This is a genomic window from Streptomyces sp. NPDC104106 (assembly GCF_055584345.1).
Window position 1 is genome coordinate 92621 of the sequence record NZ_JBVJMF010000021.1, and the last position, 25355, is coordinate 117975.

The window sequence follows — 25355 nt, forward strand, 5'->3', positions numbered from 1 at the left end:
ACCAGGCGGGTCGGATCGGGCCGTACGGCGCGACGCGAGCCAACTGCTCGCCCGGCGCGCGCACTTCACCCTCGGCCAGCGGATCCCGCCTCGACGAGCCGGGCCCGCGCGTCCTTCGGGTACGGCCGGCGCCCGGCGTACCCCTCGCGCACGATCTCGTCCACCAGCCGGCTCACCGCGAGGTACCGACCCGAGCGGAGCGGTGCGGCAGCGAGGGGCTGTGCGCCTGGCGCGGGGAGATTCCGGCGGGCGACAGCGGTGATCGTCGACGCCCACGCCGGCCTCGCCGTGGAGAACCCGACCGATCACACCGCGCTCTCCTGGGTCACCACCCCCGTCGGCCTGGAGGCGGAGCCGGCCGACGGCACACGCGTCACGCCGCCCTGGGCCGGTGGACGGCCGTGGAGCCGCCGCCACGGCCCAGCGTCCCCGGCATCACCGCCCGCGGCCCGAACTTCGCCCGTGCGCGGTCGGCCACCTCCTCGACGCGGCGGAGCTTGTCGTCCACGGGGTCGAAGGAGAGCTGGTGGGAGGCCTGGTCGGCGGGGGCCAGACCCTCGGCGCGCAGGGCGATCGCGCGGACCCGGGCGCGCTGGAGGCCGAGTGCCTCGTACATGCCGTAGGCCGCCTTGGTCAGGGCCGCCGAGTGCGCGGTCGGCTCCTTCAGGGTGCGGCTGCGGGTGGTCGAGGACCGGTCGGCGTAGCGCACGGTGAGGGTCAGGGTGCGGCAGACCTTCTCCAGCGCGCGCAGCCGGGTGCCCAGCTCCTCGACGGCCGACAGCAGCGCCCGGCGGTGCCGGTCGGCGTCCAGCTCGTCGATCCCGAAGGGCCGTTCGGCGACCAGCGACCGTGAGACGGCGTTCGGCACGACCCGGCCGCGGTCGACGCCGCTCGCCTTCTCCCGCAGCTCGCGGCCCGCCTTCGCGCCGATCAGCCGCTGGAGCGTGGACAGCGGCGCGGCGGCGACCAGCCCCAGGGTGTCCAGGCCGTACTCGCACAGGGTGCGCGCGGTCGCCGCGCCGACGCCGGGCAGCGCGGACACCGGCCGCCCGGCGAGGAACTCCGCGAGGGCGTCCGGCTCCTGCGGCACGGCACACGTCACCCCGGGCCGGGCGTCACGCAGCGCCACGCGGGCCAGCATCGGCCCGGGACCGGCGCCGATCACACAGTCGACGCCGTACCGCGCGAGGGCCCGCACCCGGATCACGGAGGCCAGCTCGACCGCGCTGCGCCCGAAGTACCGCTCGGCGCCGCGCAGATCGGCCAGCGCCCCGTCCGGGGGCAGCGCCTCGACCACCGGAGTGAAGTCCTCCAGCAGTCCGAGCAGCCCCGGCAGGGCCGCCTCGTACATCGGCGGCAGCTGGAAACGTACGCAGAGAATGGTCATCCCGCACTTCCCGGACTCTGGTGCCACAACTTCCGTACCGTCGAAGGCCCTTGTGCGGCCTCCTGTCCCGCGGGCCGCAGATCGGCCCACGGATGCATCGCGTATCCGGTGGGCAGGTGGATCCGCCGCCCACCGGTGGCATCGCCCCCGTCCCCGCCCCCGTCCGGCACCGGCTCCGCGAGCCGGGCCGCCACCACGTCCAGCCCGCCCTCGGCGCGCAGTTCGACCAGCTCGGCGAGGTTCCAAGCGGCCGAACCCACCACGCTCAGGCTGCGCGGGCCGCGCCGCTGCACCACGCCCCGCACCAGCAGTAGCCACGAGTGGAAGACGGTGTGGGCGCAGGCGTCGTGCGAGTCGTCGAAGAAGGCCAGGTCGACCAGTCCCGTGCCGTCGTCCAGCGTGGAGAAGATGACCCGCTTGCCGGACCGGATCGGCGGGGTCTGCGTGGCCGCCTTGGCGCCCGCCACCAGCACGGTCTCCCCGTGCCGCGCCTCGCGCAACCGGCGCGCGGAGACCACGCCCAGCTCCCCCAGGAACTCCCGGTGGTCGTCCATGAGATGGCGCGAGGCGTCCATGGACAGCACCCCCAGCTCGGCACTGAGCCGCTCGGCCGGCGAGAGATCCGGCAGCCCGGCCGCGGCGGTCCCCCGCCCACCGGCCAGGGGGAGTTGACCACCGCCACCACCCCGGGCGCCCCGGTGCAGCTCGGTCACGTGCAGTTGCAGATCCCTCCGGTTGGCCCCGAAGGCGTCCAACGCCCCCACCTGGGCGAGCCGCTGGGCCAACGGCCGGCTGGGCCGGGCCCGCTCCCAGAAATCCACCAGGGAGGAGTACGGCTGCCCGTCCTCGATCCGCTTCGCCTCGGCCTCGCTGATCCCGTGTACGTCGCTCAGCGCGAGCCGCAGCCCCCACACCCCTTGCTCGGACACCAGTTCGATCCGATGGGCGGCCCCGGACACGTTCACGTCCAACGGCAGGATCGGCACCCCCCGTCGCCGGGCGTCGGCCAGCAGCAGCCGCTTCGGGTACATGCCCGGGTCGTGCGTGAGCAGCCCGGCGTAGAAGGCGGCCGGGTGATGGGCCTTCAGCCAGGCCGACTGGTACGTCGGCACGGCGAAGGCGACGGCGTGCGCCTTGCAGAACCCGTACGACCCGAACGCCTCCACGATCTCCCACGTCCGCTTGATCGTTTCCGCGCTGTACCCGTTCGCCGCCGCCCGCTGCGCGAACCACACCCGGATCCGCCCCTGCGACTCCGGGTCGGACAGCCCCCGCCGCACCCGGTCGGCCTCGCCGCGCCCGCACCCGGTCAGGATGGCGACGATGTCGATGACCTGCTCGTGGAAGACGACGACGCCGTACGTCCCCCTCAACGGGCGCTCCAGGTCGCGGTGCGGGTAGCGCACCGGCGCCCGCCCGTGCCGCGCCTCGATGAACGGCCGCACCATGTCGGCGGCGACGGGCCCGGGCCGGAACAGTGAGATGTCCACGACCAGATCGTGAAAGGTGCTCGGCTGGAGCCGCCCCACCAGATCCCGCTGCCCCGGCGACTCGATCTGGAAGCATCCCAGCGTCTCGGTGGACCGGATCAGCGCATAGGTCCGCGCGTCCCCCGCCGGCACCGCGTCCAGGTCGATCCGCTCCCCCGTGACCCGTTCCACCTCGGCGACGGCATGCGCCATGGCCGACTGCATCCGCACCCCCAGCACATCGAGCTTGAGCAGCCCGAGATCCTCCACGTCGTCCTTGTCGAACTGCGACATCGGCAGCCCCTCGCCACTGGTCGGCACCACCGGCGTGCGGGCGAGCAGCGAGGCGTCGGACAGCAGCACCCCGCACGGATGCATGGCGACCCCGCGGGGCAGGGCGTCGAGCGCCTCGACCAGCTCCCACAGCCGCCCGTACCGCTCCCGCTCCCGCGCCAGCTGCCGCAGCTCGGGCAGCTCGTCCAGCGCGGCCCGCGCGTCCCGGGCCCGGATGTGCGGAAAGGACTTGGCGACCCGGTCGATCTCACCGGGATCCATCGACAGGGCGGCACCCACGTCCCGGACGGCATGCCGCACCCGGTAGGTCTCGGGCATCGCGACCGTCGCGACCCGCTCGGCCCCGAACCGCTCGATGATCGCCCGGTACACCTCGATCCGCCGGGCGGACTCCACATCGATGTCGATGTCGGGCAGCACCACGCGCTCCTTGGACAGGAAGCGCTCCATCAGCAGCCCGTGCTCGACCGGGTCGGCGTGCGCGATCCCCAGGAGGTGGTTGACCAGGGATCCGGCCCCGGACCCCCGGGCGGCCACCCGGATCCCCATCTCCCGCACGTCGTCGACGACCTGAGCGACCGTCAGGAAGTACGAGGCGAACCCGTGGTGGGCGATGATGTCCAGCTCGTGGTGCATCCGCTCCCAGTACGCGCGCCGCCCGCCGTACCCGAGCCGCATCATCCCCGCCGCCGCCCGCGAGGCCAGCGCCCGCTGAGCGTCGCGCCGCCCGGCGCCCACCAGGTGGGCCTCGGGGAAATGGACCGTACCGATGCCGAGGTCGTCCTCGGGGTCGACCACGCACGCGGCGGCGGTGGCCACGGTCTGCTCCAGCAGCCGGTGACCGGCGTCGCGCCGGTACCCGGCGGCCTCCGCCACCCGCTCGGCGACCCGCCGCATGTCCTGCGCACCCTTGAGCCAGGCCTCCCCGGAGTCCAGCTCCTTCCCGGGGTCGATCGGGACCAGCCGCCGGGCGGCGTCCAGCACGTCGGCGACGGACCCCATACCGGGATCGGCGTACCGGACGGCGTTGGTCAGCACCGGCCGCACCCCCTGCTCGGCGGCGAAGCCGACGGTACGGGCGGCCAGCCGCAGGGAACCGTCGCCCGTCCCCGCGCGCCCGTGCCAGACGGCCTCCAGCCGCAGCGCGCCGCCGTAGACCTCGCGCCACGCCGCCAGCAACCTGGCGGCCCGGTCGGGACGCCCCGCGGCGAGGGCCCGCCCCACATCGGAACCGGGCCCGAGCAACACCGCGACCCCCTCGCCGCCCAGGGCGGCCCAGGGAAGCAGCGGCGCGCCGGGAACCTCGTGCGCGACGGTGACGAGCCGGCACAGCTGCGCCCACCCGCGCGCCCCGTCCCGTGCGAGGAAGGTCACCCGGGGAGCCGACTCGTCGACGAAGGCCCCGCCCCGCACCGGCGCCCGCCGCCTGCCCCGCCCGAGCGCGGGGTCCCCCGCCGGCCGCCCGGCCCCGGCCGCCTCCGCCACGGCGAGGTTCACGCCGAAGACCGGCCGCACCCCCGCACCCGCGCAGGCCTTGGCGAAGCGCACGGCCCCCGCGACGGTGTCGCGGTCCGTCAGGGCGAGCACGTCCACCCCCCGCTCCGAGGCGCGCTCGGCCAGCCGCTCCGGATGGGATGCCCCGTACCTCAGGGAGAACCCGGAGACGGTGTGCAGATGCGCGAAGCCCGGCACACCCACCTCCTCGAACATCAGTTCCCTACTTCCACCTCCACCATACCCTCATTCCCGAACACATGTGCGATCCCCGTTCGAGCGCCTCCCACCTGCGCAAACACCCGGCCGGACGAACCGGTCAGCCGATCCGCACCCCCGTGACGGACAGCCGGGCGGCCCCGCCCCGGTAGTTCGCTCGGATGGGGCACATCCGCCGTGCACCGTGGAGAGGGACAGGGCGCGCGCCCACTCGGCCGGCTGTACCGGTTCACCGGCGCCAGCGTGCCGCCCGGTGACCCCGGCGGCGACCGGCGCGGCGATTCCCGCTCCGGCCGCGGCGGCCCGCCGCCCGGGTACGCGTCGGTGCTCCCACGCACTCCCCCGGGGGAAGGGCGACCCGCGCAGGGTAGGACTCCGGCGGGCCCGCGCCACGGCGAGGCCCCCGCGGGCGACCTGCCCGCGGGGGCCTCGAAGGAGTCGGCGCCGGTTGCGGCCCCGGGGCGGAGGGAACCGCTAGGGCAGCGTGACCCCGTAGTAGCTCAGCGCCTCGGTCACCGGCTGGAAGAACGTCGTACCGCCGGAGGTGCAGTCACCGCTGCCGCCGGACGTCAGGCCGTACGCAACGGTCCCGGCGTACAGCGGGCCGCCGCTGTCGCCGCCCTCGGCGCAGACCGTGGTCTGGATGAGCCCGGAGACGATGTCCCCGCTGCCGTAGTTCACGGTGGCGTTCAGCGCGGTGACCCGCCCGCTGTGCGTGCCCGTCGTGGAGCCCCGACGGTAGACGGTCGTCCCCACGGACGGCGTGGCCGCGCTCGTGATGGACTGGCTGCCCACCGAACTCGGGTGTGCGACCGAGGAGTTGGTGTAGCGGACGAGCGCGAAGTCGTTGCCCGGGAAGCTGTAGCCGACGTTGGTGCCGAGCACCGTGCTGTGGCTGGAGTTGCTGTACCAGGCGGAGGCCACCTGGCCGCAGTGCCCGGCGGTGAGGAAGTAGTACGTACTGCCGCTGTGCACGTTGAACCCGAGCGAGCAGCGGTAGGAGCCGCCGTAGATGGCGTCACCGCCGGTGATCAGCTTGTTGAACTTTCCCGGGGTGTGCCTGATGGTGAGCGCGTCCGCCCGGGCACCGGCCTGCCGCTTGATCTTGGCGATCTCGGCCCGGGACACGGTGCTGTCGACGGTGACCACGACACGCCCGGTCTTGCTGTCGACCGCCCAGGCCGTGCCGGGTACGTCGGCCTGGCGGACGGAGTCGCTCGCCTTGGTGAGCTGGGTGGCGCTGAACGTGTGGGCGTCGCTGGCGTTCGCGGTGGGGGCGGCGAACGCCGCCGCGGCCAGAAAACCGGTGGCCACGGCGATCATCCGGGTCGGTCTCGCCGTGCCGCTGCGGGGAGTGGTGCGCTTGATCCTCACGTGTCGTTCCCTCCAAGGGAAGTCGGGGGCCCGCGTGGGGTCGGGGCCCGTGAGGCGCAGCCAGGGGCAGGGTCGGGAGACCGAACACACATGCCCCTGACAAGCGCTGAGGGGGAGTATTCGGCCGAACGACCGGTCGCCACAAGGGCGCCTTTCGGCCGTAGAACTTTAGACCCCCTTTACGCGACGCACCGCGCGCTCCCCCGCGGCGACGGCCACGTCGAGCGTGTTGCCGGGCGGCGGGAAGGGGCAGATGAAGTGGTCGGCGAAGGCGCACGGCGGGAGTTGGGCACGGTTGAAGTCCACGGTCGTACGCCCCTCGGCGTCCGGCGCGGCCGGGTGGAGGAAGCGGAAGCGGAAACTGCTGTCACCGCTGGTGGCGTCGGCGAAGACCGCCCACAGCCCGCCGTCGCCCTGCCGCGCGACCTGAAGCGTCGACTCCCGCCCCTCCAGACGGAAGGCCAGCTCCCCGGCCAGGGCGAACCCCCGCTCACGCCCGTCCGCGTTCTCGACCCGCACGGTGCGCGGGTCACCGTACGGCGTGAACCGCCCCGGCACCGACCACCGAGGCTCGTAGGGGGTGGCCTCGATGCCCGTGAAAGCGCGCCGGCGCGCCGCCGCGGGATCGAAGACGCGTACCCCCCAGACTCCCTCGCGGACCAGCACGACCAGCCGCTTCTCGCCGTACGCCACCCGGGACCCGGCCACGGGTCCGAGGTCGGCGGCGAGCCGGACCTCGCCCGCGAAGGGCCGCCCGTCCACGCTCAGGCCGTCGGCGTCGGTGGCCGTGAGCACAATCCCCTCGGCGTCCGCCACCCAGTTCCCCGGAATGTCCGGAAGTCGACCCTCCGAATAGTCCTCGGCCCAGTGGGTACCGGTCAGCGCGAGCGGCCCGTAGGGCGCCGAAACCGTCTCCACCCGCTGCTCGTGCCACTGCTTCCACGCGTCGGAGGCGTCGGTCATACCGTCCATCCCTTTCATCGGATATCAGCCCCCGGAGGGGACGGAAGAGCGGTGCCCGGGTATTGCCCGCCGCACGGACGGGGCCAGCCCGAGGTGGTCGCGCAAAGTGGTGCCCGGATAGAAGGTGCGGAACAGCCCGCGGTGCTGGAGCAGCGCCACCGTGCCGTTGACGAGCCGCTCCAGGTCACGGCGCGGCTCGACGGGAACGAGGTGGAAGCCGTCGGCCGCCCCGTCGGCGTGCCAGCCCGCGACCAGTTCCGCGAGGTCGACCGGACCGCCCCGGTACAGCGGGCCCCGTACGGTCGGCCGGGGCCCGCCCCCGCCGTAGCCGGGCTCCGCCGCGTACTCCCCGTCACCGAGGTCGATCAGCAGGCTCACCAGGACCCGTAACGCGTCCGGCCCACGCCCCGACGCGGCGGCCAGCTCGCGCAGTTCACCGCGTACGGCGGCGGCCTGCGCCGGGGTGGTGACGTGGACCAGGGCCACGTCGGCGACCCGGGCGGCGACGGCGCGGCCGTGTCCCTCGGTGGCGTCGACCACCCGGACAGGACCCCCCTGCGACGGGCCTCCCTCCTCCTCCCCGGACGCGTCGATCCGCCACCCGGCCCGTCCGCCGCTCACCCGGTCCAGCGTCGCCACGGCGTCCCGCCCCCGGACCGAGCCGGCGTCGGTCGCGGCGACCGTCGCCACCAGACCGATCCGCCGTGTCGCGGGCGCCACCCGGCACAGCGCGTCCACCGCTGCCTCCCCGGGCCGGTCGCCGGGACCGTCCAGGCTCATGAAGTCCAGCCGGCCCCGCTCGGCGAGCAGGGCCAGTTCGCCGCACGCCCCGGGGTCGAACGGGCCGGTCCGGTCGATACCGGCGGCGAGATGCAGCAGCCCCCGGGCATACCGGGCGCTCACAGCACCTTCGCCAGAAAGGCCCGGGTCCGTTCCTCACGCGGAGCGCCCAGCACCTCGCCCGGTGGCCCCTGCTCGACGATCCTGCCGTCGGCCATGAACACGACCGTGTCGGCGACCTCCCGCGCGAACGCGATCTCATGTGTCACCACGATCATCGTCGTGCCCCGCGCGGCCAGGTCCCGGATGACATCGAGGACTTCGCCGACCAGCTCGGGATCGAGCGCCGAGGTCGGCTCGTCGAACAGCAGCAGTTTCGGCTCCAGCGCGAGCGCCCGCGCGATGGCCACCCGCTGCTGCTGCCCGCCGGACAACTGCCTCGGATAGGCGTCGGCCTTGTCGCCGAGCCCCACCCGCGCCAGCAGCCGGCGCGCCTGCTCCACCGCCTCCTTCCGGGGTCGTCCCAGCGCGGACACCGGCGCCTCGACGACGTTGTCCAGGACCGTGAGATGCGGGAAGAGGTTGAAACCCTGGAAGACGAACCCGATCCGGGTGCGCTGCCGGAGCACCGCGCGCTCGGGCAGCTCGTACAGCCTGTCCCCGGCGCGCCGGTATCCCATCAGCGTGCCGTCCACGCTGATCTCACCCCGGTCGGCCTTCTCCAGGTGGTTGATGGTGCGCAGCAGCGTCGACTTGCCGGAGCCGGAGGGGCCGAGCACGACGGTGACCTCACCGGCGCGCACCGTCAGGTCGATGCCCTTGAGGACGTCGAGCGAGCCGAAGCTCTTGTGCACGGACCGGATGTCGACCATGACACTCATAGAGGAATTCCCTTGCTGATCGAGGAGGGTGGCTCAGGCGGCGGCGCGGCCGGTCAGGGTGCGCAGGAAGGCCAGCGCCGCCCGGGCGGTTGCGTCGTTCTGCCGGAACGCGGGCCCGCCGGTGCGCGGCCGGGTGAAGGCGCCGGAGGTACGGGCCTCGGTGTACGGGCCGAGCGCGAAGCGCCGGGGATGCGGGCGCCCGGCCGTGTCGAGGACTCGGCCGTCCTCACGGTCGACCCGGAGCAGCCCGTGCGGGGTCTCGGCGGCACCGTCGGCGTGCAGTTCGCGCAGCAGGCGGTCGCGGGCCCGCCCGACGGTGGGTTCGGGCAGCCGGGCCTCGACCAGCGCGCGGGCCTCGACGCGGAAGCCCGGCACGGTGGGGCTGGCGGCCCGGAACACCCCGTCCTCGGCGCTCACGGTCATGTCGGCGCCGACGAACTTCAGCAGCCCGGCCCGGGACAGCGCGAGCATCTGCCGCAGCCGGGGCCCGGGCGGCCCGGACGCCAGATAGCTGAAGAACCCGTGCCACCAGGGCCCGGTGGTCCCGAGCCGGGCGATCTGTCCGTACACGGAGAGCAGCCCGAGGAACACCGCCAGGTCCGCGCTGTGCGCGGGGTCGTGACGCCGGGTCAGGTCGTCCTCGACGTGGCGGCGCAGCCCCTCCTGGAGCGCCTCGGGCGAGGCGTACCGCACCCCGTCCAGCGGGCGGTCGAGCGCGCTGAGGTCGAGCCGGTCGGCGGGGTCCGGTACGGCGGCGGCGATCAGCGCCCGGACCTCGGCCGGGCCGGCCGCGGCCGCGTACTTCTCCTCGAAGTCGTTCCAGGCCATCGCCGTCCGCCCGGCGTGGGCGGTGAACAGCCGGTGGTAGTGGGCGAAGCCCAGCTCCTTCTCCACCAGCGGCCACACGTCGCGCCGGAAGTCGAAGCCCTCCGGCCCCTTCAGCAGCTCCTCGACCTCGGGGGGCCCGAGGAAGCGGGGCAGCGGGGGCCGGTCGCCGGTCCACTCGTAACCGATCTTCGAGTGGTACGGCACTCCGCGCCGGGAGCCGACGTACAGCACCGGCTCCTGTCCCGAGGGGAGGTAGGCGTCCCCCGCGTACCGTCCGCCGCGGCCCTCGGTGACCAGGACCATCAGGTCGACGAAGGCCAGCCCGAAGCCGCGTACCAGCACGGGTTCGCCGGGCCGCAGCCGGGACAGGTCGGTGTCGGCGGTGAAGTCGGGCGGCAGGTGCACCAGGCCGTGCTCGCGGGCGTACGCCGCCAGGCCCGCCTGCTCGCCGTCGAGTTCGGCGTCGAGGTGGCCGAGGGCCAGGACCACCAGGTCGGCGAGGAGGGGCCGCTGCCGGCCCTCCAGCCACACCTGCTGGCGGCCCTCGCGCGGGCCGCTGACCCGCACCGCGCGCCGGGGGTGGTGGTGGACGGTGATGCCCTCGGGCAGGTCGGCCAGCACGCGCTCGTACACCCACGCCAGATAGCGGCCCTGGAGCCGGCGGTCGGCGAAGGTGCTGCCGTCGAGGCCGGCCCACTGGTGCAGGGTGGGGCCCTCGCGCACCGGGCCCTCCATGGTCACGGTGTCGTCGGTGAACATGGTGATGTCCTCGGCGTGCGAGTTCATCCACAGCAGCGGCGACTGCTCCTGGCGCCAGATGCGGCCGCCGCCCGGCGGGTGGGGGTCGACCAGGTGGATGTCCAGGCCCGTGCCGGCGTACAGCTCGGGGGCGTTGGCGGCGATGCGTTCCAGCAGACCGGTCCCCCGCGGCCCGGCTCCCACGATCACCAGCTGCGGCCTCATCGGGCGCTCTCCGTGCCGCGCGCGTAGTGCCTCTCCACGTAGGCCTGGACGATGCCGAGCAGCGAGGTGACGACGGCGTACCAGAGGGTCGCGACCATCAGCAGCGGGATGACCTGGTAGGTGCGGTGGTAGATCAACTGGGCGGAGAACAGCAGGTCGTTGACGGCGATGACGCTGACGATCGAGGTGCCCTTGAGGGTGCCGATCAGCATGTTGCCGGCGGGCGGCACGATGGAGCGCATCGCCTGCGGCAGCACGATCCGCCGCCAGCGCCGCCACCGGCTCAGGCCGAGCGCCTGGGCGGCCTCGATCTGCCCGCGCTCCACGGAGAGGATGCCGGCGCGGACGACCTCGGCGGCGAAGGCGGCCTCGTGCAGGGTGAGCCCGACGATCGCGACGGCGGCCGGGGTGAGCAGGTTGACGGTCTTCACGCCGAACACCTGCGGGTAAAGGGCGCCGATGTTGAACCACAGCAGCAGCTGGACCAGGATCGGGATCGACCGGAACAGCCAGACGTAACCCCAGCTCACCGCTCTGAGTACGGGGTTGGCGGACAGCCGGAAGGCGGCGAGCAGGGCGCCGAGGGCGAAGCCGAGGACCATGACCACGGCGGTCAGCCACAGCGTGAGCCACAGTCCGCGCAGGATGGCGTCCGAGGTGAGGTACTCGGCGACGACGTCCCACTGGAACGCCTGGTTGCGCACGACGGAGTCGACCGCGAGCGCGAGCAGCGCGAGGACGGCGACGGCCGCGGCCCACTGTCCGTACCGGCGCCGCGGGACGATCCGGGGGACGTCCGCGGGTTCGGGTATGCCGGGTGCGGTGGGGGTCTTGGCGAGGGTGTCGGATGACATGTGAAGGCTCCATGACGCGTCGAAGTCGTCGGAACGGGTGGTGCCTTCACACGGCCGAGCCCCTCAGCAGGGCCGTCCGTCGAGAGTACGTGGGCGTTTACCCGCGCTGTCAAGGCTGTCCGAACTGTGAGCCGTACGTCTCACGTCAGTTGACGCGGAACCGGATGCCTGTTCCACTTGGCCCATGCATCCACAGCAGTGGCTGGTCACCCGCTCCCACATCGACTTCGGTCGCGTGTGGTCCTGTTCCTGTTGAGCTGACCCCCTGCGCGCGCCCGCCCGGAGCGGGCTCCCTCGCGTTCTCCCTCTCACCACGTCACCACGCCTTCACACGCGCACCCCCCTCGCGCTTCTCGCACCCTCGTGCCCTCGTGCCCTCGTGCCCACAGGAGATCGCTGTCTGATGCGTTCGCGTCTTTTGCTGCCTTTTGCCATGATCACGTCGGCCACCCTCTTCCTCACCGCCTGCGGCTCGGGCAGCGGGACGGACGCCTCCGGGGCGGCGGCCAGGACCGGCGCGATACCCACCACGGACGTCGTCTCGGCCGAGAAGAAGGACGAGGCGGCGGCGAGACTGCTGCCGGCCGGAACGACGCACCTGACCGTCGCCGTCAGCGTCGGCGGCACACCGCCCGGCACCGCCTATCTCCCCGACGGCACCACACTGACCGGCCAGGACGTCGACTTCACCAAGGCGGTCGCCAAGGTGCTCGGCGTCGGCCTGGAGGTGGAGCAGGCGAGCTTCGAGGCGATCCTGCCCGCCCTGGACAGCGGGAAGTACGACTTCGGCGCGAGCAACTTCGGTGTCACGGAAGAGCGTCGCAGGACCATCGACTTCGTCACCTACATCAACGACGGCCAGGGCTTCGCCACCCGCAAGGACAGCAAGCTGACCCGGATCACCGACCTGCGGCAGCTGTGCGGCCTGAACGTCGCGACCACCGCCGGCACGACGTTCGAGGCCACGCTGGAGGCGAAGCGGCACGTGTGCGCCGACGCGGGCGAGAAGGCGTACCAGGTGCAGACGTACGCCGACCCGAGCGCGATGTGGTCGTCGGTGGAGCAGGGCCGCAGCGACGTGGTGATGTCCACGATCAACGGCCTGCGCTACGCCGTGGCCCACCAGCCCGGCGTGCGGTTCCTGAACGAGTACCACCGCCTGGACGTGGGCTTCGCCTTCAAGAAGGGCAGCAGGCTGGCCCCTGCCTTCCAGGCGGCGGTGAACAGGCTCCTGGCCGACGGCACCTACGCCAGGATCCTCAGGAAGTGGGGCACGACGGGCTCGGCGATCAAGGAGTCCCGGATCAGCCCGCCGGAGCTGAAGAGCTAGTGCCCGGGCAGGCAGCGTTCGCCCCGTCGCGACGCCCGGCACGCTCCCCCGCTGCGCGGGAGGTGCCCCCACTCGCCGCACCGGCCGAAAGCCCACGTACGCCCAGTACGAGGACTTCCGGCCGGCACACCGACAGCACGCACCGGACGCCGCTCCCTGACGGGCAAACGTTGCCTGCCGGGGCACTAGCAACCGTCGCAGGGGCAGCAGCAGTCGCAGTCGCAGCCGTCGCAGCCGTCGCAGGGGCAGTCGCAGTCGTCGCAGTCCGAACAGCACCCTTCCCGCTTCTTCCGCGACCAGGGCCCCTCGTACTCGTCCGCGCAGCACATCTGGCAGGTGCAGCAGACCAGGAGGAACGCCCCGCATCCGGGAAGGAACCCGCGCGGCTCCCTGGGGACGTGGGGGTGCGGGTGCCCGGCGCCCTGGTACGGGTACCGGGGATCCTGGTACGGGTGCCGGGGCTGGTGCGGGGTGAACGCCCGGTCCACCGACCGCCGTAGCTCGTGCACGAGCAGCCGGTGCACCAGCGCACCGTCGGCGAACTCGGCGTCGCCCAGGGCGAGCCGGATGCCGTGCAGGGCGTCGTCGGCGAGCCGGCGGGCCTCCTCGCGCGAGGTGCCCGTGGCGGTGAGGGGGTTCCAGGCACCCGTCAGGGCGTCCGTCTGCTGGTCCTCCACGGCGTCCAGCAGATGCGCGAGCCGGCCGAAGAGCCGGCCGGCCTCCGCGAGGGGGCGCGCGTTGCCCGGCCGCCCGGCCAGCACCGCGGTATGGGCGAAGGCGGCCGCCGTCGCGGTCTCGGTCGGCTCGGTGACCGTCAGGATCGGCGTGCCGTACCCGGCGAGGGTCTCCAGGCCGAGCTGGCGGTCGACGGCCTCGACGAGGACGCCGGTGTCGAAGCCGACCGCCGCCCCGCCGCGGGCCCCGGCCCGGCCCCAGCCGGCGGCGACCCGGCGGGCCGCGGCGGCCACGGGCCTGCGGGCCAGCAGCCCGTCCCGGTCGGCGACATGGTCGCGGACCTTCGCGGCGGCGAGCACCAGCGAGACGGCGGCGGCGAGCCGCGCGCCCTCGCCCTGGGCGACGGACGCGGTCCGCATCCCGCGCAGCGCGCACGGCCCCGCCGTACGGCGGGAGGCCTCGGCCGGCCCGGCCTGAGCATCCGTCAACACCGATATCAGCAGGCCGTCGTAGTTCGTCACGATGCGCGCGAACTGTCCGTGGTCGCGACGCAGCGCGAGGCACAGCCCGCACAAGTGCGCCATCCACTCGGTCTTGAGCCGGTCCCCGAGCCGGTGCGAGCAGGGCCTGACGATTCCGAACACGTTCCGATCCCCCGTGATGTGGTGCGGCGTTGGCTTCACCCGTACGCAGTGACGATCACCCGTCCGCCGCCGACGATCATATTTCACTCACAGTCAGCAGCCATACGCGTCATGCCCCTTGGGGGACAAGGGCTCTCGACGGATCGGCTGTGCACCAGTACCGTCACAAACCCCCCGCGCGGCGTCTATCCACTTGGCGCACCGTCCGCATCATGGATGACCATAGGGGTGCGGAAAGCAAGAATGACCGCTGTGAGAGGAGGCGTCCATGGGATCGGTACGCAAGGCGAGTGCGTGGCTCGGCCTCGTCGACGACAACGATGACGAGCGTTACTACGACGACGAGTACTCCGAGGGCACCGAGGCCGGGGGCGCCTGGGTGACCGACCCCCGGGTCAAGGTGGCCTCGGACACGGCCGAGGAGAAGGGCCGCCGGATCGGCACGGTGACCCCGGACAGCTTCCGGGACGCCCGCGCCATCGGCGAGCTGTTCCGGGACGGCGTCCCGGTCATCATGAACCTCACGGCGATGGAGCCCGCCGACGCCAAGCGCGTGGTGGACTTCGCGGCGGGGCTGATCTTCGGCCTGCGGGGCACGATCGAGCGGGTGGCGACCCGGGTCTTCCTGCTGACCCCGGCCGACACCGAGATCATCAGCGGTGAGCCGGCCGCGCGCCGCGAGGACGGCTTCTTCAACCAGAGCTGAGGCAGGGCCGCCCGTCGGCCCTGCCTGCTCGCGGGCTCACCGGAAGGCGTCGAGCCCGGTGAGCGCCTTGCCCAGCACGAGCTGGTGCATCTCGACGGTGCCCTCGTAGGTGAGCACCGATTCGAGGTTCGTCGCGTGCCGCATCACGGGGTATTCGAGGGAGATCCCGTTGGCACCGAGGATCGTCCGCGCCGTACGGCAGATCTCGACGGCCTCGCGGACGTTGTTGAGTTTGCCGAAGCTGACCTGCTCCGGACGCAGGCGGCCGGCGTCCATCCGCCGCCCGAGATGGTGGGCGAGCAGGATTCCCTTGTGCAGTTCGACCGCCATGTCGGCGAGCTTGGCCTGGGTGAGCTGGAAGCCGCCGATGGGCCGCCCGAACTGCTCCCGCGACCTCGCGTAGTCGAGGGCCGCCTCGAAGCTGCTGCGCGCCGCGCCCATCGCGCCCCAGACGATGCCGTAGCGGGCGTGCGACAGACAGCTGAGCGGTCCGCGCAGGCCGGTGACCTCCGGCAGGACGGCGTCCGCGGGCAGCCGTACGTCGTCCAGGACGAGTTCGCTGGTGACGGAGGCGCGCAGCGACCACTTGTGCTTGATCTCGGGCGCCGAGAAACCAGGGGTGCCGGTCGGGACGACGAAGCCCCGGATGCCCTCCTCGGTCTGCGCCCAGACGACGGCCACCCCGGCGACGGAGCCGTTGGTGATCCACATCTTGCGGCCGTTCAGCACCCAGTCGGTGCCGTCGCGCTTGGCGCGGGTGCGCATCGAGGCGGGGTCGGAACCGTGGTCGGGCTCGGTCAGCCCGAAGCAGCCGATCACCTCGCCGGCCGCCATGCGGGGCAGCCACCGCCCCTTCTGCTCCTCGCTGCCGAACCGGTGGATCGCGTACATGGCGAGCGAGCCCTGCACGGAGACCAGGGAGCGGATGCCGGAGTCGGCGGCCTCCAGCTCCAGGCAGGCCAGGCCGTACTGCACGGCCGTGGCGCCCGCGCAGCCGTATCCGGTCAGGGACATGCCGAGGGCGCCGATCGAGCCCAGTTCGCGCGCGAGTTCCCGGATGCCGGGCAGCTCACCCCGCTCGTACCAGTCGGCGACGTACGGCAGCACCCGGTCCGCCGCCCAGGCCCGCACCGTGTCCCGCACGGCCAGGTCTTCCGGTTCCAGCAGGTCGTCGATCCCGAGCGGGTCGGCGGGATCGAAGGCGGGCAACGTCGAGGACGCGGACATGGGACACCCTCCGGCACAATGAAAACTAGCACCGCTAGTCACAGTTCGGGGCCGACGTTACGGCGCGGTGCCGCACACGTCCAGTACGTCAGGCGGTACGGCCGGCCGAGACGCGGGACTCCGTCACTTCCCTCGGGCCCGGCAGCTCCACCGCCGCCGCGGGCTCCACGCACTGCATGGTCCGCGGCAGCCGCAGCGCGATCACCGCGCCCAGCAGCAACAGCCCCGCGCTCACGAGCAGCGTCACATGCAGCCCGTGCACGAAGGAGTCCCGCGCGGCCTGCCGCAGCGCGGCCCCGGCGTCACCGCCGAGCCGGCCGGCCATGTCGTAGGCCTCGCCGAGCGAGTGCCCGGCCGCGCGCGAGGCGTGCCGCGGCACGCCCGGCACCGACCGCAGCCCCGGCGCGTAGGCGGCGTTCATCACAGTGCCGAGCAGGGCGATGCCGATGCCGGCGCCGAGCTGGTACGACGTCTCGCCGATCGCGGCGGCCCCGCCGGCCTGGTCCGCCGGGGCCTCGCTGAGCATCGACTCGTACGCCCCGAAGAGCGTGGTCTCCAGCCCGAAGCCGAGCAGCACGAAACCGCAGAGCAGCAGCGGCACGTCGTCGCTGCCGCCCATCGCGGTGAGCGTCAGGACGGCGGCGGCGGTCAGCACGAAGCCGGCGCACACCATCCGGCGCGGTCCGAAGCGGCGCAGCAGCCGCGCGCCCGCCAGGCCCGCCGCCATCGCGGCGACGGTCAGCGGCAGCAGCCTCAGGCCCGTCCGGAGCGGCGACAGCCCGAGGACCAGTTGCAGATACTGCGCGGCGATCAGCTCCAGGCCGACCAGTGCGAGCATCGCCAGCACGATGCAGCCGACCGCGGTCGTGAACGCGGGCCGGCGGAACATCCGCAGATCGACCAGCGGATGCGGCAGCCGCCGCTGGCGTCGTACGAACAGGACGAGGAGGGCGGCGCCGGCCAGCAGCGGCAGCACGGTGAAGGGGCTCGCCGGAGCCTCGCCGCCGCCCAGCCGCTTCACGCCGAGGACGACGCCGGACAGACCGCCGGCCGCCATCAGGGCGCCGGTCACGTCCCAGGGGCCGTCGCGGTCGCCCCGGGACTCGGGCAACAGGATCCGGCCGACCGGAAGGCAGACCAGCATCAGCGGGATGTTGACGAGGAAGACCGCGCCCCACCAGAAGTGCTCCAGCAGGAAGCCGCCGAGCAGCGGGCCGACCGCCGCGCCGACGGCGGCGACCGCGCTCCAGATGCCGATGGCGAGCGCGCGCTCGCGCCGGTCGGGGAAGACCTGGCGCAGGATCGACAGCGTCGCCGGCATGATCATGGCTCCGCCGACGCCGAGCAGCGCGCGGGCGAGGATCAGCGTCTCGGCGGTCGGCGCGAAGGCGGCCCCGGCCGACGCGACGCCGAAGAGGCCGTAGCCGAGGAGCAGGACGCGTCTGCGGCCGATCCGGTCGCCGAGCGTGCCGAAGAGGATCAGCAGCGAGGCGCAGACCAGCGGGTAGACGTCGACGATCCAGAGCAGCTCTATGGCGCTCGGCCTGAGGTCCGCGGTGACGGCGGGGACCGCCACGTGCAGCACGGTCGCGTCGAGGGCGACGAGCAGCAGGCTGGCGCACAGGACGACGAGGACGACCCAGCGGCCCGCACCTGCTCCGGCGTCCCGACGGCGCGGCCGCACGGCAGCCGTGCTCGTCCCGGACATGCGCGTACCTCCCAGCTGATCCCTCGCGTGCGGCGACCGACGGGTGGGGACTCCCTGTCGTACGGCCGGAGAGGAGCGGTGTCTCCGGCCCGCTCGACACCACGCGGGTGACTCGTCAGCGTACGCGAGTCCGCCCCGCGTTCACGTGGCGGACCTCTCACACCCCCCCCCGAAAGCCGTGTGGTTTACGTCACTTCGCCCCTTTTCAGGTGAATTGTCGGCCTGCTTCCCGTCCCCGCCCCGGGGGCCAGGCCGGTTCGCCGGCCGTCCGATAATCGAGCCCGTGACCGTTCTTGACGTGCGCGCGACCGCGCCCCGCGCCTCTCTTCTCCGCCGCGCCGCCCCGGCCCTGCTGGGCTGTGCGGCGGTGCGCGCGCTGGGGCTGGTGGTGCTGGCGGTATGGAGCGCCGCGCGCGGCACGAGCGCGTACACCCTGCTCACCGCGCGCTGGGACGCGCTGTGGTACACGCGGGTCGCCGAGCTGGGCTACGGCTACGAGGTGCGCCTGCCGAACGGCGACGTCCACTCCAACCTGGCGTTCTTCCCGCTGCTGCCGTGGCTGGAGCGGCTGGGGCACGCGAATGCGCCACTGTCGTACGCGGACGCGGGCTTCGCGGTCAGCCTGCTCGCCTCCCTGGCCGCCGCCGCGGGGATCTACGCGGTCGCGGAGCGGCTGTACGACGCCCGGGCCGGGGTCTGCGCGGCCGTGCTGTGGGCGGCGCTGCCCGTGGGGATCGTGCAGTCGATGGCCTACAGCGAGTCGCTGTTCACGGCGCTGGCGGCCTGGTCGCTGTACGCGCTGCTGACCCGGCGCTGGGTCAGCGCCGGGCTGCTGGCGGCGCTGGCGGGGCTGACCCGGCCGGTGGGGGCGGCGGTGGTCGCGGCGGTGTGGGTGGCGGCGGCTGTGTCGTTCGCGCGGAGCAGCGCACCCGAGGGGTGCGGGGAGCCGCGCGACCAGCCACGGCGAACCCTCAGGCGGCCGGCGGCCCTGATCGGCCCGATCAGCGGGGCGCTGCTCGCCCCGCTCGGGGCCGCCGGCTACGTCCTCTGGGTGGGACGGCGCACCGGCGCGGGCCCGCTCGGCTACCTGGACGTACAGGCCGGCTGGCGCAACGGCTTCGACGGCGGCTACGCCTTCGCTTGTTTCGTGGCCGCCAAGTTCACGTCGTTTCCGTCCGCGTTGGCGGGCGCCGGACTGATCGTCGGGGTCGCCCTGCTGCTGTGGCTCTACCTCACCGGCGTCCGGCAGCGGCAGCCCGTCGAACTGCTGGTGTACACGGGCGTCGTCCTCGCCCTCGCCCTGTGCGCGTCGAGCTACTTCGGCTCCAAGCCCCGGCTGCTGCTGCCCGCGTTCCCGGTGCTGCTCCCGCTCGCCCGCGCCCTGGCCCGGCCGCGCACGGGCAGGTCCGTGCCGGTCATCGTGTGCCTGGCCGTCGCCTCGGCGGTCTATGGGGCGTTCTGGTTGAACGGCTCCGGCCCGCCATGATCGACTTCTGGGGGGCGGTGACGCTCCGGAGAATTCCGCGCCAGGGCCGGGTTAACGCATTCATAAGCGCCATATAAACAACATCCGGCATGATCAAAGGAATTGAAGGCGACCGCATCACCGGATTGCGGAATCCCCGGAATTCAAGCCACCCTTGAGAGGTTTGCCACATCACATCGTCATCACAAAGACGCTGTTTCGACGGGGTTCACAGCTCACTCGCTGTAACGTCGATTGGGTGCGTACCGAACGAAACCTCACCCGGCGTCTGGACCGGGTGTTCGCCAGGCTGGACCGCGAGCCGGAACGGCCGGCCCACATCGATGTGCCGAAGATGAGCCGGCACCGGGTCGTTCTGTTCACGGCGACCCTGGCCTTCTACCTGGCGATCGTGTGGGCCGTGGTGATCACGTCCTGGCTGGTGCGGCTCGACTGGCAGGTCATGTTCTTCCGGCCCTACCAGCAGTGGCCGCAGATCCACGCCTTCCTCGACTACTACGTGGTGCTCGGCCAGCGCGGCCCCACCGCCGTGATGGTCGCGGCGTGGCTCGGCTGGCGCTCCTGGCGGCAGCACACGCTGCGCCCGCTGCTGACCCTGGCCGCCTCACTGCTGCTGCTGAACATCACGGTCGGCGCCGCCAAGTACGGGATGGGGCGCCTCGGTCCGCACTACGCGACCGTGATCGGCTCGAACGAGATGATGCGGGGCGGCGATATATTTCCCAGCGGCCACACCGCCAACGCGGTCGTGACCTGGGGAATCCTGGCGTATCTGGCCTCCACCCCGCGGGCGCGCCGCTGGCTGTCGGCGCTGTCGGCGATCACCGCGCTCGGCGTCGGCATGACCACCGTCTACCTCGGTACGCACTGGCTGAGCGACGTGCTGCTGGGCTGGGCCGCGGGCCTGCTGATCCTGCTCGCCATGCCCTGGTTCGAGCCGCTGATCGCCAGGACCGAGGACTGGCTGTTCGAACTGCGCGACCGCTGGCGGGCCCGCCGCAGCCGCCCCGCGCCCGAACCGGCCGTACCGGTCACCCCGGTGGTGCTCAAGCCGCGCAGCGCCCCGCCGGCCGAGCAGCCCTCCCCCGCGCGCGAGCCGGTCGCCTCCACCCGCGCCTCCCGGGGCCTCGCCCATCTGGCCCCGGGGCCGCACACGGCCCGCGCGGAGCGCACCCCGGTCACCCCGGCGGGCAGCCGCCGCCCGCCGCACACGGACCATCGTGTGCCCCGCGGCACGGCCCAGCAGGCCCGCCCCGTCACCGGCGGCTGACGGCCGGACACGGCCGCGGGGCCGGTACGCACCCCCCCCCGCGACACGGCGAAGGCCCCGCTCCCCTTTTTTCTGGGGGCGGGGCCTTCGACGTGTGCCGTCGGTGGGCGCTCAGCCCTTCCAGGCGCGGATCACCCGGCCGTCGCTCACCTCGAAGTTCAGCCGGCCCGCCCGGTACTCCATGGTGATGACCGTGCCCGGCGCCAGCGCCCGCACGGTCGACCAGCCCCGCTGCCGGGCGAGCCGCTCGGCGTCGGCGGCGTCGAGGCCGAGATACCCGTCCGGACTGTCGTGGGGCTCCGCGGGCGGAGTGGGAATCGGTGCCATGCCCCCACGCTAGCAAGGTAAGAGGACGATCTGCTCCCGGTCACACTTCTGTCACAGCTTCCGGGGCCATCCGTCCCCCGCGGCGACATCAGCGGCTCCGCGGCGGGCGTCACACGTACGAGGGTTTCCGCACGGCCCGCGTCGGCAATCAGAGGGAATTCACAGGCGCCGCGCGCACCGCTTCGAATTGCCCGGCGGAAAGCAGCGCGGCGGGGATCAGGGCACGGCGCGGGCAGGATTCTCCCCGCAATACCGTTCACCACCAAGGCGGCTGACAGAGCATAGGAATTTCACGGATTCCACACACAACAGCCGCTGCCCGGGGTGGGCAGCGGCTGTCCTGGTGGTGCTCCGGGCTCAGAGTGCCAGGCGCTGGCCGGGCACGATCAGGTCCGGGTCGCCGCCGATGACCTTCTTGTTGGCGGCGTAGAGCCGCTGCCAGGTGGTCCCGTGCCGGGCGGCGATCGCGCTCAGGGTGTCGCCCTCGCGGACGGTGTAGTCACCGCGCGAGGAGCTGCGGCCCTGGTGGGTCTCCGTGCGTTCCGGCGCCTGCACCGGAGCGGACCGGGTGGGGGCGGACTTCGTCGTCACGCCCTTCGGATCGGCCGAACCGGACGAGCCGGTGCGGTCGGCCGCGGGTGCGGCGCCGTAGGCTCCGGCGCGGCCCGAGCAGACGGGCCAGGCGCCCCAGCCCTGGGCCTGCTGGACCTGGGTGGCGACGGCGATCTGCGCGCTCCTGGAGGCCTGGTCGGCCGTCGGGGCGTAGGCGGTGCCGCCGTACGCGCGCCAGGTCGAGGCGGAGAACTGGAGCCCGCCGTAGTAGCCGTTGCCGGTGTTGATGTGCCAGTTGCCGCCGCTCTCGCACTGGGCGATGCGGTCCCACACCCCGTTGTCCGCGGCGGCGGCGTTGCCGGTCGCGGCCAGCAGCCCCAGCGGGGCGAGCAGCGCGGCTCCGGCGAGCGCGGCCGTCGTACGGCCCCTGCGGGCGCCGTCGGGACGGTCGGTGCTGCGGGTGGTATCGGCACACTCGGACATGTAATTCCCTCTCCACGAACCCGGGGTCCCCCAGGCGGAGCACGCCTCGCCGCGCATGAACGCGGCTCGTCGCGCCCGCCCCGTCCGCCGTGCCCCGGTGCCGGCGCTGGTGCTGCCGGTGCCGGGCGGTGGACGTTCCCGAGCGGTGCTCGTTGCACACGGCGGAGGAATGTAAGGAGGTCGAGCCGCCGGAATCAACCAACTCCCCGTTCTTCCAGGCCAGTTGGCCGTTACCAACGGTAGCCGCATTTTTCGGCCACCCACTACATCCGCCGATTTCCCGATTTTTCGACCAGGCAGTGACCGGAAACGTGATTCTCTTCACCCGTTCAAAGTCCTTGACTGGCCCGGCAGTTGACGATGAGTGGCCGATTCCGCACGTCCGGTGACCGTGCGCGGCGGTTGGTGCGAACCGGTCCTCGCCGGGGCGTGACTCCCACCACAGGACGTCCGTTGTCTTCTTCATGAGCCCGTACACCCCGCGGCTCATCGGCCGGGAGCCACCCGGCCGACCCAGCACCGCATCCCGAGGGAGCCACCGTGCCGCGCATGCTCGACGTCAGTGACGAGGTACGCGCCGAGATCGGCGACGAAGAAGCCGACCGGCTGCTCGCCGACGAGAACACCCCGGGCAGTTACGACTGCACCTCCTGCCGCACCCCCGGTGACGCCGGACAGGAGCGCACCAGCACCGTTCTGTTCGTCGGCGACGAGACCGCCGTCCTGGCCTTCGCCCACGCCAGCTGCCTGCCCTCGCAGGTCGTCCAGGTCACCGAGGAGCAGCTCCAGGGCGCCGTCCGCTCCATCGGCGGCGGCGCCGCCGGCGTGGGCGCGGGCTCGGGTGAGCCGCACAAGTCCGTGCCCGAGCAGGCGGTGCTCGGCGTGACCAGCGGACTCGTCCTGCTCGAAGGCGAGTTGCACCCCGCGCTCGTGGTCGAGCCGACCACGCCGATCGTGCGCCCGGGCACCGCCGGACCCGGCGACGAATTCCTGCCGCTGCTCATCGAGCAGGGCTTCGAGCAGGTGACGGAGCTGGTGTCCGTGCCGGCGGTACTGCACGGCTGGTCGGTGCTCCTCGCCGTGGGCCAGCTGCACGCGGTGCTCCAGCCCTCGGCGACCGGCGGGCAGCCCGTCGCCTGGTGGCGGGCGCACCAGCCGCTGCAGGTGACCGACAGCTGGCGGGCCGCGGCGAACAAGCACCAGCAGGTGCTGATGTTCGCGGCGCCGGTGGGCTCGATCGGGCGGCAGCCCCGGGAGGACCTGCTGCGCGAGTCCCTCGACAAGGCGGCGGCAGCGGGCAGGCTGGTCGCCGCCGCGCTGCCCCTCGCCGGTACGTGACGCCCCACGCTCCCGAAAGACCTGCCGGGGCCGCATCTCTTGACGGGGTCCCGTCGTTTGGACATACGTGCACACATACGACACTCCACCCCCTCGCCGACCCTCCTTCGTCACCGTTCCCGCCGCCCGCACGGCGCAGGACGGGGTCGCAGGGGGGTCGGCCACGCCGATCTACGACATGCTCTACACGGAATGGGTCAAGGCCTTCCGCACACTGCCGGGGGACCGCAGCGGGGAGGAGGGGCTGAGGTTCAGTCCCTTCGGTGAACTCCCGGGCGTCACGGGCGCGTACGGCGGGCATCGGGCGGGGTCGTTCAGCAGTTCGTACAGCGCCTACAGCGCCGGAGCCTACAGCGCCCGCCAGCAGTCGCAGTGGCAGCGCATCGGCACGCTCGGGCGGCCGCAGCCGCACGACGCCGGGATGCACCACATCGCCCCGGCGCTGCCCCCGGGACCGCGCCGGGGCACGTGAGGCGCACAAAAAGGGCGGCCCCGGCCTTCTCGGCCGGGGCCGCCCTCACGTCGTACGACGGCTGCTTGCCTCGCGTGTCCTGCTACTTCTTCTTCGCGCCGCGCTTCTCGCGCACCCGCACCGAGATGTGGATCGGGGTGCCCTCGAAACCGAACTCCTCGCGCAGCCGGCGCTCGATGAAGCGGCGGTAGCCCGCCTCGATGAAGCCGGAGGCGAAGAGGACGAAGCGGGGCGGCTTGGTGCCGGCCTGGGTGCCGAACAGGATGCGCGGCTGCTTGCCGCCGCGGACCGGGTGCGGGTGGGCCGAGACCAGCTCGCCGAGGAAGGCGTTGAGACGGCCGGTGGGGACGCGGGTCTCCCAGCCGGCGAGGGCGGTCTCGATCGCCGGGACCAGCTTCTCCATGTGGCGGCCGGTGCGCGCCGAGACGTTCACCCGCGGGGCCCAGGCGACCTGGCCCAGCTCGGTCTCGATCTCCCGCTCCAGGTAGTAGCGGCGCTCCTCGTCGAGGGTGTCCCACTTGTTGTAGGCGATGACCAGGGCGCGACCCGCCTCGACCGCCATGGTGACGATCCGCTGGTCCTGGACGGAGATGTTCTCGGAGGCGTCGATGAGGACGACCGCGACCTCGGCCTTCTCGACGGCCGCGGCCGTGCGCAGGGAGGCGTAGTAGTCGGCGCCCTGCTGGAGGTGGACGCGCTTGCGGATGCCGGCGGTGTCCACGAACTTCCAGGTCTTGCCGCCGAGTTCGATGATCTCGTCGACCGGGTCGCGGGTGGTGCCCGCCAGCTCGTTGACGACGACGCGCTCCTCGCCGGCCACCTTGTTCAGCAGGGAGGACTTGCCGACGTTCGGGCGGCCGATGAGCGCGATGCGGCGGGGGCCGCCGATCGCGGTGCCGAAGGTCTGCGCGGGCGCCTCGGGCAGCGCCTCCAGGACGGCGTCCAGCATGTCGCCGGTGCCGCGGCCGTGCAGCGCGGAGACCGGGTGCGGCTCGCCGAGACCCAGGTTCCACAGGTAGGCCGCGTCGGCCTCGCCGCTCGGGCCGTCGACCTTGTTGGCGCACAGCACGACCGGCTTGCCGGCCTTGCGCAGCAGCCGTACGACCGCCTCGTCGGTGTCGGTCGCGCCGACCTTGGCGTCCACGACGAAGACGACCGCGTCGGCCGCCTCGATCGCGTACTCGGCCTGGGCGGCGACGGAGGCGTCGATGCCGAGGACGTCCTGCTCCCAGCCGCCGGTGTCGACCACCTTGAAGCGGCGGCCGGCCCACTCGGCCTCGTAGGTGACCCGGTCGCGGGTGACGCCCGGCCGGTCCTCGACCACGGCCTCGCGGCGGCCGATGATCCGGTTCACCAGGGTCGACTTGCCGACATTGGGGCGGCCGACGACGGCGAGCACGGGCAGCGGGCCGTGGCCTGCCGCCTCGATGGCGCCCTCGACGTCCTCGATGTCGAAGCCCTCTTCCGCGGCGAGCTCCATGAACTCCGCGTACTCGGCGTCGCCGAGAGCCCCGTGGTCGTACTCGTGCGCATCCTCGTACGCGTCCGAGCCGCCCGGCTGGATGTCGTCGTTCATGAAGTCCGTACCTCGTCGTTCATTCGTGGTGATCGGTGGAAAGGCCCCGCATGGG

General features: G+C 72.9%; 20 protein-coding genes and 1 pseudogene. 7 read left to right on the plus strand and 14 right to left on the minus strand.

Annotated elements, in window-relative coordinates; genetic code table 11:
• Nucleotides 1–206: 206 nt before the first annotated feature.
• Nucleotides 207–390, plus strand: a pseudogene (locus ACZ60X_RS35735) (cupin domain-containing protein); the annotation flags it as partial.
• On the opposite strand, the gene ACZ60X_RS35740 reads toward ACZ60X_RS35735, so the two are convergent.
• The 8 genes from ACZ60X_RS35740 to ACZ60X_RS35775 form a co-directional block, all read right to left on the minus strand.
• Nucleotides 374–1387 carry a DNA polymerase Y family protein gene (locus tag ACZ60X_RS35740; RefSeq protein WP_469607731.1) on the minus strand — a complete coding sequence of 338 codons (1014 nt, stop codon included), beginning with the start codon at nucleotides 1385–1387 and terminating at the stop codon, nucleotides 374–376. The pseudogene ACZ60X_RS35735 and the gene ACZ60X_RS35740 sit on opposite strands and share 17 nt — an antisense overlap.
• Entirely contained in the window at nucleotides 1384–4860 is a 3477-nt protein-coding gene (locus ACZ60X_RS35745) for a DNA polymerase III subunit alpha (protein WP_469607734.1), read from the minus strand. The genes ACZ60X_RS35740 and ACZ60X_RS35745 overlap by 4 nt, the downstream gene beginning before the upstream one ends.
• Before the next feature lie 477 nt (nucleotides 4861–5337).
• Nucleotides 5338–6237: a S1 family peptidase gene (locus tag ACZ60X_RS35750; RefSeq protein ID WP_469607737.1), complete on the minus strand. Its 900-nt coding sequence runs from the start codon at nucleotides 6235–6237 to the stop codon at nucleotides 5338–5340.
• Between the two features lie 168 nt (nucleotides 6238–6405).
• Nucleotides 6406–7200 carry a DUF1684 domain-containing protein gene (locus tag ACZ60X_RS35755; RefSeq protein WP_469607740.1) on the minus strand — a complete coding sequence of 265 codons (795 nt, stop codon included), beginning with the start codon at nucleotides 7198–7200 and terminating at the stop codon, nucleotides 6406–6408.
• 24 nt (nucleotides 7201–7224) lie between these two features.
• On the minus strand, nucleotides 7225–8103 hold the full coding sequence (locus tag ACZ60X_RS35760; protein WP_469607743.1) for an LLM class oxidoreductase: 879 nt from the start codon (nucleotides 8101–8103) through the stop codon (nucleotides 7225–7227).
• Nucleotides 8100–8861 (minus strand): amino acid ABC transporter ATP-binding protein, encoded by a 762-nt coding sequence (locus ACZ60X_RS35765; RefSeq protein ID WP_469607745.1) that lies wholly within the window; start codon nucleotides 8859–8861, stop codon nucleotides 8100–8102. Before ACZ60X_RS35765 ends, ACZ60X_RS35760 begins: the two co-directional genes overlap by 4 nt.
• A gap of 33 nt (nucleotides 8862–8894) precedes the next feature.
• Nucleotides 8895–10652: an FAD/NAD(P)-binding protein gene (locus tag ACZ60X_RS35770; RefSeq protein WP_469607748.1), complete on the minus strand. Its 1758-nt coding sequence runs from the start codon at nucleotides 10650–10652 to the stop codon at nucleotides 8895–8897.
• Nucleotides 10649–11506: an amino acid ABC transporter permease gene (locus ACZ60X_RS35775; RefSeq protein ID WP_469607751.1), complete on the minus strand. Its 858-nt coding sequence runs from the start codon at nucleotides 11504–11506 to the stop codon at nucleotides 10649–10651. Before ACZ60X_RS35775 ends, ACZ60X_RS35770 begins: the two co-directional genes overlap by 4 nt.
• A 433-nt stretch (nucleotides 11507–11939) precedes the next feature.
• Here ACZ60X_RS35775 and ACZ60X_RS35780 point away from each other — a divergent pair, with 433 nt between their 5' ends.
• On the plus strand, nucleotides 11940–12836 hold the full coding sequence (locus ACZ60X_RS35780) for an ABC transporter substrate-binding protein (RefSeq protein WP_469607754.1): 897 nt from the start codon (nucleotides 11940–11942) through the stop codon (nucleotides 12834–12836).
• A 185-nt stretch (nucleotides 12837–13021) separates the two neighbouring features.
• On the opposite strand, the gene ACZ60X_RS35785 is transcribed toward ACZ60X_RS35780, so the two are convergent.
• The gene (locus tag ACZ60X_RS35785; protein ID WP_469607757.1) at nucleotides 13022–14155 is read right to left on the minus strand and encodes a DUF5685 family protein; all 1134 of its coding nucleotides are present in this window, start codon (nucleotides 14153–14155) and stop codon (nucleotides 13022–13024) included.
• Nucleotides 14156–14423: 268 nt separating this feature from the next.
• On the opposite strand from ACZ60X_RS35785, the gene ACZ60X_RS35790 reads away from it, so the two are divergent.
• Nucleotides 14424–14861: a cell division protein SepF gene (locus ACZ60X_RS35790; protein ID WP_469607760.1), complete on the plus strand. Its 438-nt coding sequence runs from the start codon at nucleotides 14424–14426 to the stop codon at nucleotides 14859–14861.
• Nucleotides 14862–14897: 36 nt separating this feature from the next.
• Here ACZ60X_RS35790 and ACZ60X_RS35795 read toward each other — a convergent pair whose 3' ends face one another.
• Both ACZ60X_RS35795 and ACZ60X_RS35800 read right to left on the minus strand, forming a co-directional pair.
• Nucleotides 14898–16088 carry an acyl-CoA dehydrogenase family protein gene (locus tag ACZ60X_RS35795; RefSeq protein WP_469607763.1) on the minus strand — a complete coding sequence of 397 codons (1191 nt, stop codon included), beginning with the start codon at nucleotides 16086–16088 and terminating at the stop codon, nucleotides 14898–14900.
• 88 nt (nucleotides 16089–16176) lie between these two features.
• Complete coding sequence (locus ACZ60X_RS35800; RefSeq protein WP_469607765.1) at nucleotides 16177–17796, minus strand: MFS transporter; 1620 nt, start codon at nucleotides 17794–17796, stop codon at nucleotides 16177–16179.
• Nucleotides 17797–18079: 283 nt separating this feature from the next.
• Here ACZ60X_RS35800 and ACZ60X_RS35805 point away from each other — a divergent pair, with 283 nt between their 5' ends.
• Nucleotides 18080–19282 carry a glycosyltransferase family 39 protein gene (locus tag ACZ60X_RS35805; protein ID WP_469607767.1) on the plus strand — a complete coding sequence of 401 codons (1203 nt, stop codon included), beginning with the start codon at nucleotides 18080–18082 and terminating at the stop codon, nucleotides 19280–19282.
• 238 nt (nucleotides 19283–19520) lie between these two features.
• Nucleotides 19521–20552: a phosphatase PAP2 family protein gene (locus tag ACZ60X_RS35810; RefSeq protein ID WP_469607769.1), complete on the plus strand. Its 1032-nt coding sequence runs from the start codon at nucleotides 19521–19523 to the stop codon at nucleotides 20550–20552.
• A 111-nt stretch (nucleotides 20553–20663) separates the two neighbouring features.
• Here ACZ60X_RS35810 and ACZ60X_RS35815 read toward each other — a convergent pair whose 3' ends face one another.
• Together ACZ60X_RS35815 and ACZ60X_RS35820 are read right to left on the minus strand one after the other, a co-directional pair.
• A complete protein-coding gene (locus ACZ60X_RS35815) occupies nucleotides 20664–20879 on the minus strand; it encodes an I78 family peptidase inhibitor (RefSeq protein ID WP_469607771.1) in 216 nt (71 codons plus the stop codon).
• Between the two features lie 357 nt (nucleotides 20880–21236).
• The gene (locus tag ACZ60X_RS35820; RefSeq protein WP_469607773.1) at nucleotides 21237–21914 is read right to left on the minus strand and encodes a LysM peptidoglycan-binding domain-containing protein; all 678 of its coding nucleotides are present in this window, start codon (nucleotides 21912–21914) and stop codon (nucleotides 21237–21239) included.
• 540 nt (nucleotides 21915–22454) lie between these two features.
• Between ACZ60X_RS35820 and ACZ60X_RS35825 the strand changes: the two genes are divergently transcribed.
• Both ACZ60X_RS35825 and ACZ60X_RS35830 read left to right on the plus strand, forming a co-directional pair.
• Nucleotides 22455–23252, plus strand: coding sequence for a hypothetical protein (locus tag ACZ60X_RS35825; RefSeq protein WP_469607778.1), 798 nt, complete (start codon nucleotides 22455–22457; stop codon nucleotides 23250–23252).
• A 67-nt stretch (nucleotides 23253–23319) separates the two neighbouring features.
• Nucleotides 23320–23724, plus strand: coding sequence for a hypothetical protein (locus ACZ60X_RS35830; protein WP_469607780.1), 405 nt, complete (start codon nucleotides 23320–23322; stop codon nucleotides 23722–23724).
• Nucleotides 23725–23806: 82 nt separating this feature from the next.
• On the opposite strand, the gene der is transcribed toward ACZ60X_RS35830, so the two are convergent.
• Complete coding sequence (gene der / locus ACZ60X_RS35835) at nucleotides 23807–25300, minus strand: ribosome biogenesis GTPase Der (RefSeq protein WP_469607783.1); 1494 nt, start codon at nucleotides 25298–25300, stop codon at nucleotides 23807–23809.
• Between the last annotated feature and the right edge of the window lie 55 nt (nucleotides 25301–25355).